The following is a 14,852-nucleotide window of genomic DNA, read 5'->3' as shown; positions in this document are numbered from 1 at the left end:
CGGACGTAGGCGGTCTTCACAAGGCCCGACTTTCGGTCAGGGGGCCGCTACTGAAATAGTTCCCCCCGATGTTCGACATCCCTAGACTCCCTGCGACGGGGGTAACTCGGGGGACAACTCAGTGGGGCATGGAGTGCCGGAACTCGTACTGCAAACCAATGGACGGACCTGGACGCTCGACCCGTCCAGGGCATACACACTCGGACGCGATCCACAGGGTGACATCGTGTTCGACGACGCCAGAGTCTCCTGGCGGCACGCCACGGTCAGCTTCAACGGCCGTAGTTGGGTCATGGAGGACCACGGCAGCACCAACGGCACGTTCGTGCAGGGCCAGCGGATCCACCAGGTGGAGATCGGCCCCGGCTCGGCCGTCAACCTCGGCAACGCGACCGACGGGCCGCAGCTGAACCTCTCCGGAGCCGCGGCCACGTCCGCGCCCCAGGGGCAGCAGCAGCCGCTCGCGGCGCAGGGCGCGAATCAGGGCTGGTCGCAGCAGGCGCCGCAGCAGCAGGCGCCGCAGGCGGGGTGGCAGCAGCCGCAGCAGCAGGCGCCGCACATTCCGCAGCAGCAGGGCGCCGGCGGTGCGGCGGGGGCACCACCGGTCTACGGCGATCGCAGCCCGACCACGTTCCACCAGTTCTCGCTCGGCCGCGTGATGCGCATCGGCCGTGCCCTGGAGAACGACCTGGTCGTCTCCGACCTGCAGGTCTCGCGCCACCACGCCGAGTTCCACTCCACGCCCGACGGGCGCATGGAGATCCGCGACCTCGGCTCGCACAACGGCACGTACGTCAACGGCCAGCCGATCACCAAGGGCGGCTCCCAACTGCTGGGCCCGACCGACATCGTGGGCGTCGGCCACTCGACGTTCCGGATCGTCGGCGACCGGCTGGAGGAGTTCGTCGACACCGGTGAGGTGTCCTTCTCCGCCCGCCACCTCACCGTCACGGTCGACGGCGGCAAGCAGATCCTCAAGGACGTCTCCTTCGGCGTCCCGGAGAAGTCGCTGATCGCGGTCATCGGCCCCTCCGGCTCCGGCAAGTCGACGCTGCTGAAGGCGCTGACCGGCTACCGGCCCGCCAACCAGGGCGACGTGCTCTACGACAACCGGAACCTCTACAAGCAGTTCGCCGAGCTGCGCCAGCGCATCGGTCTGGTCCCGCAGGACGACATCCTGCACAAGGAGCTGACCGTCAAGAAGGCCCTCAAGTACGCGGCCAAGCTGCGCTTCCCGGCCGACACCACGGCCGCCGAGCGCGAGGCCCGCATCGACGAGGTGCTGCGCGAGCTCAAGCTCGACATCCACAAGGACAAGAAGGTCACCTCCCTCTCCGGCGGCCAGCGCAAGCGCGTGTCCGTCGCCCTGGAGCTGCTGACCAAGCCGTCGCTGATCTTCCTCGACGAGCCGACCTCCGGCCTCGACCCGGGCATGGACCGCGACGTCATGCAGCTGCTGCGCGGCCTCGCCGACGACGGCCGCACCGTCCTCGTGGTCACCCACTCCGTGGCCGAGCTGGCACTGTGCGACAAGCTCCTGGTGATGGCCCCGGGCGGCTCGGTCGCCTACTTCGGCCCTCCCGAGGAGGCGCTGAACTTTTTCGGCTACGACACCTGGGCCGACGTCTTCTCCGCCTTCGAGAACTACCGCGACTACGACTGGGCGGGCCGCTGGAAGGGCTCGCAGCACTACCAGATGTACGCCGCGGACATCGACGCCGTCGCCCCGCAGGCCGTAGCGATGCCGGCCATGCAGGCGATGAAGCCGCCCAAGCCGCAGGGCTGGATGTCGCAGTTCGTCACGCTGGTGCGCCGCTATGTCTCGGTCATCGCCTCGGACAAGGGCTTCCTGGCCCTGTCGATCATCCTGCCGCTCGTCCTCGGCTCGGTGAGCCTGCTCATCGACTCCGGCAAGGACCTGCTGGTCAACACGGAGATCAACCCGAACACCGGCAAACCCGTCGCCAACGGCACGGCCCTCACCGTCCTGCTCATCCTCGCGGTGGGCGCCTGCTTCGCCGGCGCCGCGAACTCCGTCCGTGAGCTGATCAAGGAACGGGTCATCTACGAGCGGGAGCGCGCGACCGGCCTGTCCCGGTCCGCGTACCTGATGTCCAAGGTGTTCGTGCTCGGCCTGATCACCGTGCTCCAGGGCCTGATGGTCGGCGTCATCGGCTTCTCCAGCCGCACGATCCCGGACGAGGGCCTGGTCCTCGGCGGTCAGATCCTGCTGGAGCTGTGCATCCCGATCATGGCGCTGGGCTTCACCGCGATGATGTTCGGCCTGATCATCTCGGCCCTGGTGAAGACCGCCGAGAAGACCATGCCGCTGCTGGTCATGTTCGCGATCGTCCAGGTCGTCTTCACCGGCTGCCTGTTCCCGCTGGCCAACTCGGTCGGCGTGAACGAGCTCTCGTACCTGATGCCGTCGCGCTGGGCGGTCGCCGCGGCGGGCGCCACGCTCGACTTCAACAACATCAGCCCGCCCGCCAAGGGCGAGAGCGACGACCCGCTCTGGGAGCACACGGTCGGCGCGTGGGGCCTGGACATGGCCGCCCTGCTCGTGCTCGGCGTGATCTGCGGCATCTTCGTGGCCCGCTTCCTGCGCCGCCACGAGCCCGAGGTCATGCGCAAGTAACCGGTCCCGTGAACACGCCGAAGGGCGGCACCCCGTCAGGAGGGTGCCGCCCTTCGCGTCGTATGGCCGGCGTCGTACGGCGGGCAGAGGCCCGCGCTTGCCTTTGCACGCGCCGCGTGCGTCGGTCAGTACGCGCTGTTGACGTTGTCGATCGAGCCGTAGCGGTCGGCCGCGTAGTTGGCGGCGGCGGTGATGTTGGCGACCGGGTCGTAGATGTTCCAGGAGGTGCCCGACACGTGGTACGCCTGGAACGTCGGCGGGATCACCTGGAGCAGGCCCTTGGACGGGATGCCGTTCTGGGCGTTGATGTCCCAGTTGTTGATCGCGTTCGGGTTGCCCGAGGACTCCCGCATGATGTTCTTGTGCAGGCCGTGGTACGAGCCCGGGATGCCCTTGGCCTTCATGATCGACAGCGCCTCGCGGATCCAGCCGTCGAGGTTGTTGCCAAACGCCTTCTTCGCGGCGACGGGCTGGAACGAGATGCGCTCGACCGAGCGGCTCGCCGCGGCCTTCGCCTCGCGCTGACGCTCCGCCTTCTTGGCGGCGGCGGCCTGCGCGGCGGCCTTCTTCTTGGCGGCGGTCTGGGCGGCGGCCTTCTTCGCCTCGATCGCCTGGACCTTCAGGCTGGCGCCGGCGAGCTGGTCGGTGACGCTGGCCTTGACGCCCTTGACCGGCTCGGAGCTGTAGGCGACGTTCGCCGGGGCGGCGGCGTCGGTGGTGGTGGTCTGCCCACCCGAGGGCACCGCGGAGAACGCGACGGCGGCGGCGCCGAGCGTGGCTACACCGGCGAGGGCGATCTTGTTCGTCTTCGTCAGGGCGCGACTGCGGTCGCGAAGGGTGTTCTTGGGCATGGCAGGTGGACCTCTTCGAATAGCGCGGAGGTCGCTCACTTCGGTGCGGGGCCAGGTGCTTCCCGCGTGAACGCCGCGGGCAGAACCCACGGCGCTGAGCGACGGCAGCCATTCTTAGCGGCCGCAAAATCCACTGGCAAAGGTGTGACCTACGATGCCGGGTAGTGGATCAGGTAGGGGCAAATCGGGACAGACCAGAGCGTCCTTCCCGCTCGCTCTGGGTGTATTTATCTCCTATTTGCCTTCGTACGTGACTTGCGCCCTATGTGCGGCCTCACATCGGAGGCGCGCCATTCTCACCGGGAGTTGCGGGAGCAATGCCTACCGTCACGGCCTCCTGCGGGAGGAGGAGATGCACGTCCCCGAACTCGTGCCACAGGTAGCGCCGGCGCAGCGCCTCCTCGTACCCGCGGTCGATCGCCGCGCCCCCGGCCACCGCCTCCAGCATCAGCAGATGCGAGGCCTCCGGCTCGTGCAGCCCGGTCACCAGACCGTCCACGACCCGCACACCGCGCCGCGGCGTGACCACCAGATCCGTCCACCCCTCGGCGGCCCGGACGACCCCGTCCGGACCCGCGGCCGACTCCACGGCACGCACGGCGGTCGTGCCGACCGCGATCACCCTGCCGTCCCCGGCCCGCACCGCGTTGATCAGCCGCGCCGACGCCTCCGGCACCGCGAACCGCTCCGGATACGGCGGCTCGTGCGCCTCCGCCGAGGCCACCCCCGTGTGCAGCGCGACCGGCGCGAACTGCACACCCCGGCTCACCAGCTCGGCCACCATCCGGTGCGTGAAGGGCCGCGCCGCACTCGGCATCTCCGCGCTGCCCGGCCCGCAGGCCGAGGGATCGGGCAGCGCGAACACCGTCTGGTACACGGACAGCGGCTGATCGCGCTCCGTGTAGGAGTAGCGGATGGGCCGCCCGTACTCACGCAGCAGCTCGCACACCCCCGTCCCCTCGGCCCGTGCCCACCACAGCCGCTCGCCCCGGTCGCTCAGCGGCGCCTCCAGCACCAGCCGCCCGCCCCCGGGCAGCCGCACCCGCGTCCCCGCCGGACCGCCCGCACGCGCGCGCGTGGTGCCCGTCCCGTCCGGTTCCCGCAGCTCGACGGCCCACCGCCCGTCGTCGCCGAGCGTCGAGAAGTGCACCACCACCCGCGTCCGCCCGCTCCATCCGTCCACCGCCGCGGCCAGCGTCGCCGAGGTGTTCACGACCAGCAGGTCGCCCGCCCGCAGCAGCCGCGGCAGCTCCGCGAACGCGTGGTGCGACACCTCCGTGCCGCGCGACACCAGCAGCCGTACGGCATCCCGCTCCAGACCCGGCCCGCGCTGCTCCGCCGGCACGCGCGCGGACAGCTCCCGCGGCACCCGCCCCCAGCGGCGGACCGGCCCGACCGGCGTCACCCCCGGCGCCGGCGTCATCGCGCCTCCTCCAGCAGGGCGGGCGCCCCGTAGCGGCCGCTCGCGGGCCGTTCATCCAGCAGCCGCAGGAACGCCGGCACCACACTCGCCGGCTCCGGCCGCGGATCGTCGTCCTCCGGGACGGCCGCCGCGTACAGCCCCGTCGCCATGTCCCCGGGGTCGACCGCCCACACCCGCAGCCGGGGCTCCTCGGTGGCGAGCACCGCCGCCAGATGGTCGAGGGCCGCCTTCGACGCCCCGTAGCCGCCCCATGTCGCGTAGGCCTCGGCGGCGGCGTCCGAGCTGACCGTGATCACCGCGGCCTGCCGGGAGACCCGCAGCAGGGGGAGCGCCTCCTGGACCAGGCCCAGCGCGGCCACCACGTTCACCTCCAGCGCCCGCCGCAGCCCGTCCAGGGGCAGGTGGTCGAGCCGCACCAGGGGCTCGGCGCCCAGCGCGCTCGCGTTGCTCACCACGAGATCGACGCCGCCCAGCTTCCAGGCCGCGGCCACCAGCCCGGCCCGGTGCCCGGCGTCCGTGACGTCCCCGGCGAGCGCCTCCACCCGCGTCCCGTACGTCGCGAGCGCCGCCGCCGCCTCCTTCAGCGCCCGCTCGCCCCTGGCGTCCAGCACCAGGTCCCAGCCGCGCGTGGCCAGGGCCTCGGCGAGCGCCCGTCCCAGCCCCTTCGACGCCCCCGTGATGATCGCTACCGGCATGACAGGTTCCCCTCGTCCTCGACGCCGTCGATCGGCGTGCCCTCAACGTAGGAACCGCGGGCCCCGCTCCGCCTCGGACGCGGGCCGCAGAGCGGCGGGGCCCTTCGACCTACGCCGGCGGGCCGGGACCTCGGGCCTAGGCCCAGCGGCCTAGGCGGCGGCCGTCACCGGTCCGATCCGCGCTGTCACACCCCGCCGGTAGCGTGGAAGGCATGAGTCAAGGTCCCCGGTCCGGCCTCTCCGCGGTGAGCACCGCGCTGCTGGCCATGAGCAGGCATCTGGAGGTGCGCGACGTCCTCAAGACGATCGTCGCCTCGGCCCGCGAGCTGCTCGACGCCCAGTACGCCGCGCTGGGCGTCCCGGACGACCACGGCGGATTCGCGCAGTTCGTGGTCGACGGGGTGAGCGAGGACCAGTGGAAGCGGATCGGTCCGCTGCCGCGCCAGCACGGCGTCCTCGCCGCGATGCTCCGCGAGGCGAAGCCGCAGCGCCTGGCCGACGTCCGCACGGACGCCCGCTTCGAGGGCTGGCCCGCCGCCCATCCCGACCTGGCCGACTTCCTGGGCCTGCCCATCCGCGACGGCGACGAGGTGATCGGCGCCCTCTTCCTCGCCAACAAGAACTGCCCCAAACCGGAGGGCACCTGCGGCTTCGACGCCGACGACGAGGAACTGCTGGCCATCCTCGCCCAGCACGCCGCGATCGCCCTCACCAACGCCCGGCTCTACGAACGCAGCCGCGAGCTCACCATCGCCGAGGAACGCTCACGCCTGGCCCACGAGCTGCACGACGCGGTCAGCCAGAAGCTGTTCTCCCTGCGCCTGACCGCCCAGGCCGCGGCCGCCCTCGTCGACCGGGACCCGGCCCGCGCCAAGGGCGAACTGCAGCAGGTGGCCGTGCTCGCCGCCGAGGCCGCCGACGAACTGCGCGCGGCGGTGGTCGAGCTGCGGCCCGCGGCCCTCGACGAGGACGGCCTCGTGGCCACCCTGCGCACCCAGGTGCACGTCCTCGACCGCGCCCACAGCGCACGCGTCACGTTCACCGCCGAGGGCGTGCGCGCCCTGCCCGCCGCGCAGGAGGAGGCCCTGCTGCGCGTCGCCCAGGAGGCCCTGCACAACGCGCTGCGGCACTCCGGTGCGCAGCGCGTCGGCGTGACGCTGTGCAGGCGCGACGGCGCGGTGGTGCTGCGCGTCACCGACGACGGCGGCGGTTTCGACCCGCGCGCGACCCGCCGTGCCGGACGCCACCTCGGCCTGGTCTCCATGCGGGACCGGGCGGGCGGCGTGGGCGGCACGCTCACCGTGGAGTCGGCGCCCGGCAAGGGCACCACGATCGAGATGGAGGTCCCCGGTGGCTGACGCAATCAGGGTGCTGCTCGTCGACGACCACCAGGTGGTCCGCCGCGGGCTGCGCACGTTCCTCGAGGTGCAGGACGACATCGAGGTCGTGGGCGAGGCCGCGGACGGCGCCGAGGGCGTCGCCCAGGCCGAGGAACTGAAGCCGGACGTCGTCCTGATGGACGTCAAGATGCCCGGCATGGACGGCGTCGAGGCGCTGCGCAGACTGCGCGAGCTGGGCAACACCGCGCGCGTGCTCATCGTCACCAGCTTCACCGAGCAGCGCACGGTCGTCCCGGCCCTGCGCGCCGGCGCCGCCGGGTACGTGTACAAGGACGTCGACCCCGACGCGCTCGCCGGCGCCATCCGCTCGGTGCACGCCGGGCACATCCTGCTCCAGCCCGAGGTGGCGGGCGCCCTGCTGTCCCAGGAGGAGACGAGCCCCGGCCAGGGCCGGGCCGGCTCGCTCACCGACCGGGAGCGCGAGGTGCTCGGTCTGATAGCGGACGGCCGCTCCAACCGCGAGATCGCCCGCGCGCTGGTGCTCTCCGAGAAGACCGTCAAGACCCATGTGTCGAACATCCTGATGAAGCTCGACCTGGCGGACCGCACCCAGGCGGCCCTGTGGGCCGTTCGCCATGGCGTGACTGGCTGAAACAGGCAGAAAAGCACTCCGTACGGCAATACGGAGGGTCTAGCTCCGAGCTGAGATTCATACCGTCGTGGGAATGTCCCCCGGATGGCGCATCCTCCGGGCGGCGGCGGCGTTCTTCAGTGCGTGCTACGGCGACTGGCCGTGGCGATCGCATCAGAAGGGCTTACGAAGTGAAGAACCTGAAGAAGGCAGCGGCCGTGACGATGGTGGCCGGGGGTCTGATGGCCGCCGGCGCCGGTATGGCCTCCGCCACCGACGGATCGCTGGCCACCGGCAAGGCCGAGGGCTCGCCGGGCGTCGTCTCGGGCAACCTCGTCCAGGCCCCGGTGCACATCCCGGTCAACGCCGTCGGCAACAGCGTGAACGTCGTCGGCGTGCTGAACCCCGCCTTCGGCAACCTCGGCATCAACCGCTGAGCTTCCGTCGTGCCGGCCGTCGGCCCGAAGGACGCGGGCAAGCTCCCACCCCACGTCCCCACGGCCTGACGCCGGCCGCATCGAAGGGCTCCGCGAGTCACGGGACGACTCGCGGGGCCCTTCGCCGTACGAGCCCCGCCCGGCCCCCGTGCGCCGGCCCCGGCAGGGGACGCCGGGCCCGGAGTGATTCAGCGTCGCTCCCGCTCCTCCACCACGGAGTTGTACGCCGCGACCTGCGCGCGCCGGGCCGTCCGCTCCACCGGCCGCAGCACCTCCGCGCGCGTGGCCATCTCCGAGGCGCTCACCGCACCCCCGTGCCCGTTCTCGTACGCGACCGAGACCAGCATCCCGATCCGCTGTGCCAGCTCCAGCACGCGCACGGCACGTCCCGGATACCCCGGAGCGAGCACCTCCCGCCCTCGTTCGGACCGGGCCCGGTACGCGTCGATCGCCGCCTCGGCCACCGGCCCCGACGCGGCGACGTCGAGCCGCGTCAGCACCTCGGTCGCCTCCCTCAGCGCCTCGGCCAGCTCACGCTCCGCCTCCCCGAGCGAGGGCACGTCCGCCGGCGGGGCCTCCCGCACCGGAAGGCAGTGCCACACCACCTCGACATGTACGTCACCGGCGGGCCCGGCCTCACGCACCTCCGGGACCAGCCCCAGCGCTCCGCCGTGGCAGACCACCGCCTCCTCGGCCTCCAGGGCGCGCGCGTTGAACTCCGGTGGCCCGCTCAGCCCCAGCGGATGCCCGGGCGCCGGCAGCGCGACGCGCAGACCGGTCACGCCGAGCGCCCGCAGCCGCCCGAGCGCCAGCGTGAGCCCGACGGGTGCCGACTCACCCGGGAGCCCCTCCACCCGGTGCACGGCGTCCTCACCGACGATGGCGAGCACGGCGTCGTCCGGCGAAACGAGTCCGGCAAAAAGGGCATTTCCCCAAGCGGCGAGGCGTCCAGAGCGCGGTTCCGAGAGCATGCCCCCAGCCTAAGTACCGGACCGAGGGAATGGACCGGCCGACCGGTGGCGTAGATTTCCTTGAGGGCTCGCCCACCGGCGCGGCGGACCGAGCCACAGGCGTACGCGACAGCCGAGACCGGCCACACTGCAAGGGGAGACAACGCGCTCATGAGCGATGTTCTGGAGCTTCAGGACGTATCCGTGGTCCGTGAGGGCCGGGCTCTGGTGGACCAGGTCTCCTGGTCGGTGAAGGAGGGCGAGCGCTGGGTCATCCTCGGCCCCAACGGCGCCGGCAAGACCACCCTCCTCAATGTCGCGTCCAGCTACCTCTACCCCAGCAAGGGCACCGCCACCATCCTCGGCGAGACCCTCGGCACCCCCGGCACCGACGTATTCGAGCTGCGCCCCCGCATCGGCATCGCCGGCATCGCCATGGCCGACAAGCTCCCCAAGCGCCAGACGGTCCTGGAGACCGTACTTACCGCCGCCTACGGCATGACCGCGGGCTGGCAGGAGGAGTACGAGGAGATCGACGAGCAGCGCGCCCGCGCCTTCCTCGACCGCCTCGGCATGTCCGACTACCTGGAGCGCAGGTTCGGCACCCTCTCCGAGGGCGAGCGCAAGCGCACCCTGATCGCCCGCGCCCTGATGACCGACCCCGAGCTGCTCCTGCTCGACGAGCCGGCCGCCGGCCTGGACCTCGGCGGCCGCGAGGACCTCGTACGCCGCCTCGGCCGCCTCGCACGCGACCCGATCGCCCCCTCGATGATCATGGTCACGCACCACGTCGAGGAGATCGCCCCCGGTTTCACCCACGTCCTCATGATCCGCCAGGGCAAGGTGCTCGCCGCCGGACCGCTGGAGCTCGAACTCACCTCCCGCAACCTCTCCCTCTGCTTCGGCCTCCCGCTCGTCGTCGAGCAGGTCGGTGACCGCTGGACCGCGCAGGGCCTTCCGATGGCGTGAGCCGCTGAAGTCCCGCGCGGGCGCGGGCGAGCAGCCCGCGCAAACCCGATCGCGCCCTGTCCGCGCACGTGCCGCGGTCCTACGATGACCGTGTGGAAATCGACGCGTGGGTATGGTGGTTGATCGCGGCGGCAGGACTCGGCATCGGGTTGGTGATCACCGCGATGCCCGAACTCGGCATGCTCGGGGTGGGCGCCGTCGCGGCCGCGGCGACCGACGGCATCTTCGGCGGGGGCGCCGTCGCTCAGGTCGTGGTCTTCACCGTCGTCTCCACCGCCCTCATCGCGGTGGTACGCCCCATCGCCAACCGGCACCGTGCCCAACGGCCCCAACTCGTCACCGGGGTGGACGCCTTGAAGGGCAGACAAGCCGTCGTCCTGGAACGCGTCGACGGATCGGGCGGACGCATCAAACTGGCCGGCGAGGTCTGGTCGGCCCGCGCCCTCGACAGCGGCCACGTCTTCGAAGTGGGCCAGCAGGTCGACGTCGTGGACATCGAAGGAGCCACGGCGATCGTCATGTGACCTCGCCCGACCCCAACGTGGCCGAACACCGCACCTGTTGTGCGACGGTCTGTCAGACTCGACCAGCAAGATCTTCAACAACCATAAGATCTGCACCAATAGGATCCGCGCAGCGCGGATCCACCGAAAGCGCCGAGGCGGAGAAGGGTACGGGGAGCGACGATGGAACCGGTCATCATCGTCCTGATCATTCTGGTGGTGTTGGTCTTCATCGCCCTGATCAAGACGATCCAGGTCATCCCACAGGCCAGCGCCGCCATCGTGGAGCGCTTCGGCCGCTACACGCGCACGCTGAACGCGGGCCTCAACATCGTCGTGCCGTTCATAGACACCATCCGCAACCGCATCGACCTGCGCGAACAGGTCGTGCCGTTCCCGCCGCAACCGGTGATCACCCAGGACAACCTGGTCGTCAACATCGACACGGTCATCTACTACCAGGTCACCGACGCGCGGGCCGCGACCTACGAGGTCGCCAGCTACATCCAGGCCATCGAGCAGCTGACCGTCACCACCCTGCGCAACATCATCGGTGGCATGGACCTGGAGCGCACCCTCACCTCGCGCGAGGAGATCAACGCGGCCCTGCGCGGTGTCCTCGACGAGGCCACCGGCAAGTGGGGCATCCGCGTCAACCGCGTCGAGCTCAAGGCGATCGAACCGCCCACCTCCATCCAGGACTCGATGGAGAAGCAGATGCGCGCCGACCGTGACAAGCGCGCCGCGATCCTCCAGGCCGAAGGTGTCCGGCAGTCCGAGATCCTGCGCGCCGAGGGCGAGAAGCAGTCCCAGATCCTGCGCGCCGAAGGTGAGGCCAAGGCCGCCGCGCTGCGCGCCGAGGGCGAGGCCCAGGCCGTGCGTACGGTCTTCGAGGCCATCCACGCCGGCGACCCGGACCAGAAGCTCCTCAGCTACCAGTACCTCCAGATGCTGCCGAAGATCGCCGAGGGCGACGCCAACAAGCTCTGGATCGTCCCCAGCGAGATCGGCGACGCCCTCAAGGGCCTGTCCGGCGCCATGGGCAACTTCGGCTCGGGCCTGGGTGGATCGGGCAACGGCACGGGTTCCGGCACGGAACGCAGGGAGAAGCCGTCGATCGACTGACGGAGTCAGGAGCAACCGGGCACCCCCCGCGCCCCCGTCATCGAGGGGCGCGGGGAACCGCGCGACAAGCCATACAACCTGCGGACGACGGAACAGGCCCGCGCCCGACGGCCTAGGCCGCGGCGGACACCAGCCACTCGGGCAGCGCCTCGTGGTCGTCCAGGGCCAGAGCCAGCAGCATCGCGTCCGCCGGCGTCGGCTCGAACGGCTCCCGCAGCAGCGGCATCCCCGCCTCGTCCGGCGTCCGATTCGCCTTGCGGTGGTTGTCCTCCGCGCACGAGGCCACCGTGTTCAGCCAGGTGTCCTGACCCCCCTGGGACCGCGGCAGCACGTGGTCCACGGTCGTCGCCCGACGCCCGCAGTACGCGCACCGGTGCCGGTCCCGCACCAGCACACCCCGCCGCGACCACGGCGCTTGTCTTCGGAACGGCACCCGTACGTATCGGCACAACCTGATGACCCGGGGCGCCGGTATGTCGACCGCGGCTCCGCGCATACGCAGTTCGGGGTGGGCCTGCTCGACGACGGCCTTGTCCTGAAGCACCAGAACGACGGCTCGGTTCAACGTCACCGTCGACAGCGGCTCGAAGCTCGCGTTCAGTACCAGCGTGTCCCGCATACCAGCCCACCTCCCGTGTGCACCGGCCCACCCCATGGCGGGCTGGGATCAACTCTGGCCGTGCACGCCGAGATGGACAACGCAATATCCGCTGCTCCATGGGGTCGAACCCCGTGTCCCCCTGGCGACAAAAATGCCCGCCTCCGATCACTCCCAGACCAGAGACGGGCAAACGTTCGGTGAACGTCAGGATTCCGCGGGCACCTCGTACTCACCGATGAGCTGGGCGCGACCCAGCGTGTGGAACCGCAGATTGAAACCCACGACTGCCGGACTGGCGTCCGCGTCCGGACCGAGCTTCTCCTGGTCCACGGCGTACACCGTGAACACATAGCGGTGCGGCCCGTCCCCGGGCGGCGGCGCGGCACCGCCGAAGTCCTTCGTGCCGTAGTCGTTGCGCGCGTGCACCGCGCCCTCCGGCAGGCCCTCGAACTTGCCGCTGCCCGCACCCTCCGGCAGCTCCGTCACCGAGACCGGGATGTCGAACAGGACCCAGTGCCAGAACCCGCTCCCCGTGGGGGCGTCCGGGTCGTAGCAGGTCACGGCGAAACTTTTGGTCTCGGCCGGGAACCCCGCCCACCGCAAGTGCGGGGAGACGTTGCCGGCCGCCTGGACCTGAGCGTCCTTGAGGGTCGCACCCTCCTGCACGTCCTCGCTCGTGACCGTGAACGACGGCACGGGCGGATGGAAGTCGTGGGGGAGCGGCCGCCTCTTGAGCTCGGTCACCTCGGTACCTCCTGATCGGATGGTTCAGTGGGCTTCGAGCCTAGAACCAGTTGCGCTTGCTGCCGACCTCGGACAGCCACTGGTTCAGGTAGGCCACCCAGTCGGTGCCCTGGTAGTCGTGCAGCCCCACCTGGAACGAGCGGAAGGTGTCGCTGCCCTCGCTGAACAGGCCCGGCTTCTTGTCCATCTCCAGCACGACGTCCATCGTCTGCGCGTCGGCCACGAAGCTCAACTCGACCTGGTTGAGTCCCCGGTACTGCTGCGGCGGCAGGAACTCGATCTCCTGGTAGAACGGCAGCTTCTGACGCGTGCCACGGATGTGACCGCGCTCCATGTCCGCGTTCTTGAAGCGGAAGCCCAGCTGGATGAAGGCGTCCAGGATCGCCTTCTGCGCCGGCAACGGGTGGACGTTGATCGGGTCCAGGTCACCGGAGTCCACCGCGCGCGCGATCTCCAGCTCGGTGGTCACACCGATGTGCATTCCGCGCAGCGGCTGACCGTCGATCGTCGTGATCGGCGTCTCCCACGGGATCTCCAGCCCGAACGGCACCGCGTGCACGGCGTTCGCCTGGAGCTCGAAGGCACCGCCGAGGCGCACCTTCGTGAACTCGATGTCCTGCTTGTACTCGGTGTCCTGCCCCTCGACCTCGACCTTGGCCTGCAGCCCGACGGACAGCGCCTCGATCCGCTGGTTCACCGACCCGCCCTGGATGCGCACCTCGCCCTGGACGACGCCACCCGGAACGACGTTGACCTCGGTCAGCACGGTCTCGACCGAGGCCCCACCGGCCCCCAGACTCGCGAGCAGCTTCTTGAACGGCATGTCTCTCCCTCGTTCACTACGTCTCTGATCACTACAAACGCGATCCGGCCGTGGCCGGTTCCGGGAACCCACCCTGGCAAGACGAACGTCCCGTGACCACCCCGTCCGCGCCCACCGTGTCCACTACCCTCGGACGGCATGATCGCGACCCCCGACCGTACGCCCCTGCCCCGGAAGTTCTTCGACCGGCCCGTACTGGAAGTGGCCCCCGACCTCCTCGGCCGCATCCTCGTACGCACGACGCCGGACGGTCCGATCGCGCTGCGCCTGACAGAGGTCGAGGCCTACGACGGCCCTAACGATCCCGGCTCCCACGCCTACCGCGGACGCACTCCCCGCAACGACGTGATGTTCGGTCCGCCCGGTCATGTGTACGTCTACTTCACCTACGGCATGTGGCACTGCATGAATCTGGTGTGCGGTCCCGAGGACACGGCGAGCGCCGTCCTGCTCCGCGCCGGCGAGATCGTCGAGGGCGCCGAGCTGGCCCGCGTACGTCGACTCTCGGCCCGCAATGACAAGGAACTGGCCAAAGGCCCGGCCCGTCTGGCCACGGCCCTGGAGGTGGACCGTGCCCTGGACGGCACCGACGCCTGTGCCTCCGGTGACACCCCCTTGCGCATGCTGAGCGGCACCCCGGCCCCCTCTGACCAGGTACGCAACGGCCCCCGCACCGGAGTGGCCGGTGACGGAGGCGACGGCGAGGCACACCCCTGGCGCTTCTGGATCGCCAACGACCCGACGGTGAGCCCGTATCGGGCCCATGTGCCGAGGCGCCGCCGAAGTTGACGCGCCCTGGGAAGGTGCGTAATGTAGCCCGAGCCGCTGAACCGGGTACTGCGATCGTCAGCAGCCGGAGCGGCCAAACCACTACTTCACGAGCACCCCTTCAGCGGGGTCGTTTCCGGTGTGTTCGCATGCCTGAATTCGAATCCGCAGCCCCCGATTATGAATCGGGCGGGGGAATCGGTTAACGTAGTGAATGTCGAAAGGCCGCGAGGCCGAAAGACAAACCCCGCCGACCGGGAATCGGATCGAGAAAAGATCTGATAGAGTCGGAAACGCAAGACCGAAGGGAAGCGCCCGGAGGAAAGCCGCGAGAGAGATTCTCGGGTGAGTACA

The 14,852-nt window shown here is 70.4% G+C and carries 15 protein-coding genes; 8 read left to right on the top strand and 7 right to left on the bottom strand.

Annotated elements, in window-relative coordinates:
- The first annotated feature begins 133 nt into the window (after positions 1 to 133).
- Complete coding sequence (locus ACIP2X_RS22620) at positions 134 to 2,638, top strand: FHA domain-containing protein (RefSeq protein WP_401675878.1); 2,505 nt, start codon at positions 134 to 136, stop codon at positions 2,636 to 2,638.
- A 125-nt stretch (positions 2,639 to 2,763) separates the two neighbouring features.
- On the opposite strand, the gene ACIP2X_RS22615 is transcribed toward ACIP2X_RS22620, so the two are convergent.
- The 3 genes from ACIP2X_RS22615 to ACIP2X_RS22605 form a co-directional block, all read right to left on the bottom strand.
- Positions 2,764 to 3,489 (bottom strand): transglycosylase SLT domain-containing protein, encoded by a 726-nt coding sequence (locus ACIP2X_RS22615; protein ID WP_401675876.1) that lies wholly within the window; start codon positions 3,487 to 3,489, stop codon positions 2,764 to 2,766.
- A gap of 274 nt (positions 3,490 to 3,763) precedes the next feature.
- Positions 3,764 to 4,912: an S-adenosylmethionine:tRNA ribosyltransferase-isomerase gene (locus ACIP2X_RS22610; RefSeq protein ID WP_401675874.1), complete on the bottom strand. Its 1,149-nt coding sequence runs from the start codon at positions 4,910 to 4,912 to the stop codon at positions 3,764 to 3,766.
- Positions 4,909 to 5,607 carry an SDR family NAD(P)-dependent oxidoreductase gene (locus tag ACIP2X_RS22605; protein ID WP_401675872.1) on the bottom strand — a complete coding sequence of 233 codons (699 nt, stop codon included), beginning with the start codon at positions 5,605 to 5,607 and terminating at the stop codon, positions 4,909 to 4,911. The genes ACIP2X_RS22610 and ACIP2X_RS22605 overlap by 4 nt, the downstream gene beginning before the upstream one ends.
- 212 nt (positions 5,608 to 5,819) lie before the next feature.
- Between ACIP2X_RS22605 and ACIP2X_RS22600 the strand changes: the two genes are divergently transcribed.
- From ACIP2X_RS22600 to chpE, 3 genes are all read left to right on the top strand, one after another.
- Positions 5,820 to 6,965, top strand: a complete 1,146-nt coding sequence (locus tag ACIP2X_RS22600) for a GAF domain-containing sensor histidine kinase (protein ID WP_401675870.1) — start codon at positions 5,820 to 5,822, stop codon at positions 6,963 to 6,965.
- Complete coding sequence (locus ACIP2X_RS22595; protein WP_401675868.1) at positions 6,958 to 7,599, top strand: response regulator; 642 nt, start codon at positions 6,958 to 6,960, stop codon at positions 7,597 to 7,599. Before ACIP2X_RS22600 ends, ACIP2X_RS22595 begins: the two co-directional genes overlap by 8 nt.
- Positions 7,600 to 7,769: 170 nt before the next feature.
- Positions 7,770 to 8,015 (top strand): chaplin ChpE, encoded by a 246-nt coding sequence (gene chpE, locus ACIP2X_RS22590; RefSeq protein ID WP_401675866.1) that lies wholly within the window; start codon positions 7,770 to 7,772, stop codon positions 8,013 to 8,015.
- Between the two features lie 188 nt (positions 8,016 to 8,203).
- Here chpE and ACIP2X_RS22585 read toward each other — a convergent pair whose 3' ends face one another.
- Positions 8,204 to 8,986, bottom strand: a complete 783-nt coding sequence (locus ACIP2X_RS22585; RefSeq protein WP_401675864.1) for a hypothetical protein — start codon at positions 8,984 to 8,986, stop codon at positions 8,204 to 8,206.
- A gap of 150 nt (positions 8,987 to 9,136) precedes the next feature.
- On the opposite strand from ACIP2X_RS22585, the gene ACIP2X_RS22580 reads away from it, so the two are divergent.
- From ACIP2X_RS22580 to ACIP2X_RS22570, 3 genes are all read left to right on the top strand, one after another.
- Positions 9,137 to 9,934, top strand: a complete 798-nt coding sequence (locus ACIP2X_RS22580; RefSeq protein ID WP_401675862.1) for an ABC transporter ATP-binding protein — start codon at positions 9,137 to 9,139, stop codon at positions 9,932 to 9,934.
- A 92-nt stretch (positions 9,935 to 10,026) separates the two neighbouring features.
- A complete protein-coding gene (locus ACIP2X_RS22575) occupies positions 10,027 to 10,458 on the top strand; it encodes an NfeD family protein (RefSeq protein WP_401675860.1) in 432 nt (143 codons plus the stop codon).
- 162 nt (positions 10,459 to 10,620) lie between these two features.
- Positions 10,621 to 11,562 (top strand): SPFH domain-containing protein, encoded by a 942-nt coding sequence (locus ACIP2X_RS22570; protein WP_401675858.1) that lies wholly within the window; start codon positions 10,621 to 10,623, stop codon positions 11,560 to 11,562.
- Positions 11,563 to 11,674: 112 nt separating this feature from the next.
- Here ACIP2X_RS22570 and ACIP2X_RS22565 read toward each other — a convergent pair whose 3' ends face one another.
- The 3 genes from ACIP2X_RS22565 to ACIP2X_RS22555 form a co-directional block, all read right to left on the bottom strand.
- Positions 11,675 to 12,181, bottom strand: a complete 507-nt coding sequence (locus ACIP2X_RS22565) for an HNH endonuclease (protein ID WP_401675856.1) — start codon at positions 12,179 to 12,181, stop codon at positions 11,675 to 11,677.
- 186 nt (positions 12,182 to 12,367) lie between these two features.
- Positions 12,368 to 12,907: a YbhB/YbcL family Raf kinase inhibitor-like protein gene (locus tag ACIP2X_RS22560; RefSeq protein ID WP_401675854.1), complete on the bottom strand. Its 540-nt coding sequence runs from the start codon at positions 12,905 to 12,907 to the stop codon at positions 12,368 to 12,370.
- A 40-nt stretch (positions 12,908 to 12,947) separates the two neighbouring features.
- On the bottom strand, positions 12,948 to 13,730 hold the full coding sequence (locus ACIP2X_RS22555; protein ID WP_401675852.1) for a sporulation protein: 783 nt from the start codon (positions 13,728 to 13,730) through the stop codon (positions 12,948 to 12,950).
- 138 nt (positions 13,731 to 13,868) lie between these two features.
- Here ACIP2X_RS22555 and ACIP2X_RS22550 point away from each other — a divergent pair, with 138 nt between their 5' ends.
- Positions 13,869 to 14,519 carry a DNA-3-methyladenine glycosylase gene (locus ACIP2X_RS22550; RefSeq protein WP_401675850.1) on the top strand — a complete coding sequence of 217 codons (651 nt, stop codon included), beginning with the start codon at positions 13,869 to 13,871 and terminating at the stop codon, positions 14,517 to 14,519.
- The last annotated feature ends 333 nt before the right edge of the window (positions 14,520 to 14,852 follow it).

Source organism: Streptomyces sp. NPDC089424 (assembly GCF_044749345.1).
GTDB lineage: Bacteria > Actinomycetota > Actinomycetes > Streptomycetales > Streptomycetaceae > Streptomyces.
Note: the sequence above shows the minus strand (reverse complement) of the source record. Positions and strands in the feature narration are given on the sequence as shown.

Coding starts and splice junctions, on each gene's coding strand:
- ACIP2X_RS22615 (WP_401675876.1), bottom strand. CDS start 3,489: ATGCCCAAGAACACCCTTCGCGACCGCAGTCGCGCCCTGACGAAGACG.
- ACIP2X_RS22610 (WP_401675874.1), bottom strand. CDS start 4,912: ATGACGCCGGCGCCGGGGGTGACGCCGGTCGGGCCGGTCCGCCGCTGG.
- ACIP2X_RS22605 (WP_401675872.1), bottom strand. CDS start 5,607: ATGCCGGTAGCGATCATCACGGGGGCGTCGAAGGGGCTGGGACGGGCG.
- ACIP2X_RS22600 (WP_401675870.1), top strand. CDS start 5,820: ATGAGTCAAGGTCCCCGGTCCGGCCTCTCCGCGGTGAGCACCGCGCTG.
- ACIP2X_RS22585 (WP_401675864.1), bottom strand. CDS start 8,986: ATGCTCTCGGAACCGCGCTCTGGACGCCTCGCCGCTTGGGGAAATGCC.
- ACIP2X_RS22580 (WP_401675862.1), top strand. CDS start 9,137: ATGAGCGATGTTCTGGAGCTTCAGGACGTATCCGTGGTCCGTGAGGGC.
- ACIP2X_RS22570 (WP_401675858.1), top strand. CDS start 10,621: ATGGAACCGGTCATCATCGTCCTGATCATTCTGGTGGTGTTGGTCTTC.
- ACIP2X_RS22565 (WP_401675856.1), bottom strand. CDS start 12,181: ATGCGGGACACGCTGGTACTGAACGCGAGCTTCGAGCCGCTGTCGACG.
- ACIP2X_RS22555 (WP_401675852.1), bottom strand. CDS start 13,730: ATGCCGTTCAAGAAGCTGCTCGCGAGTCTGGGGGCCGGTGGGGCCTCG.
- ACIP2X_RS22550 (WP_401675850.1), top strand. CDS start 13,869: ATGATCGCGACCCCCGACCGTACGCCCCTGCCCCGGAAGTTCTTCGAC.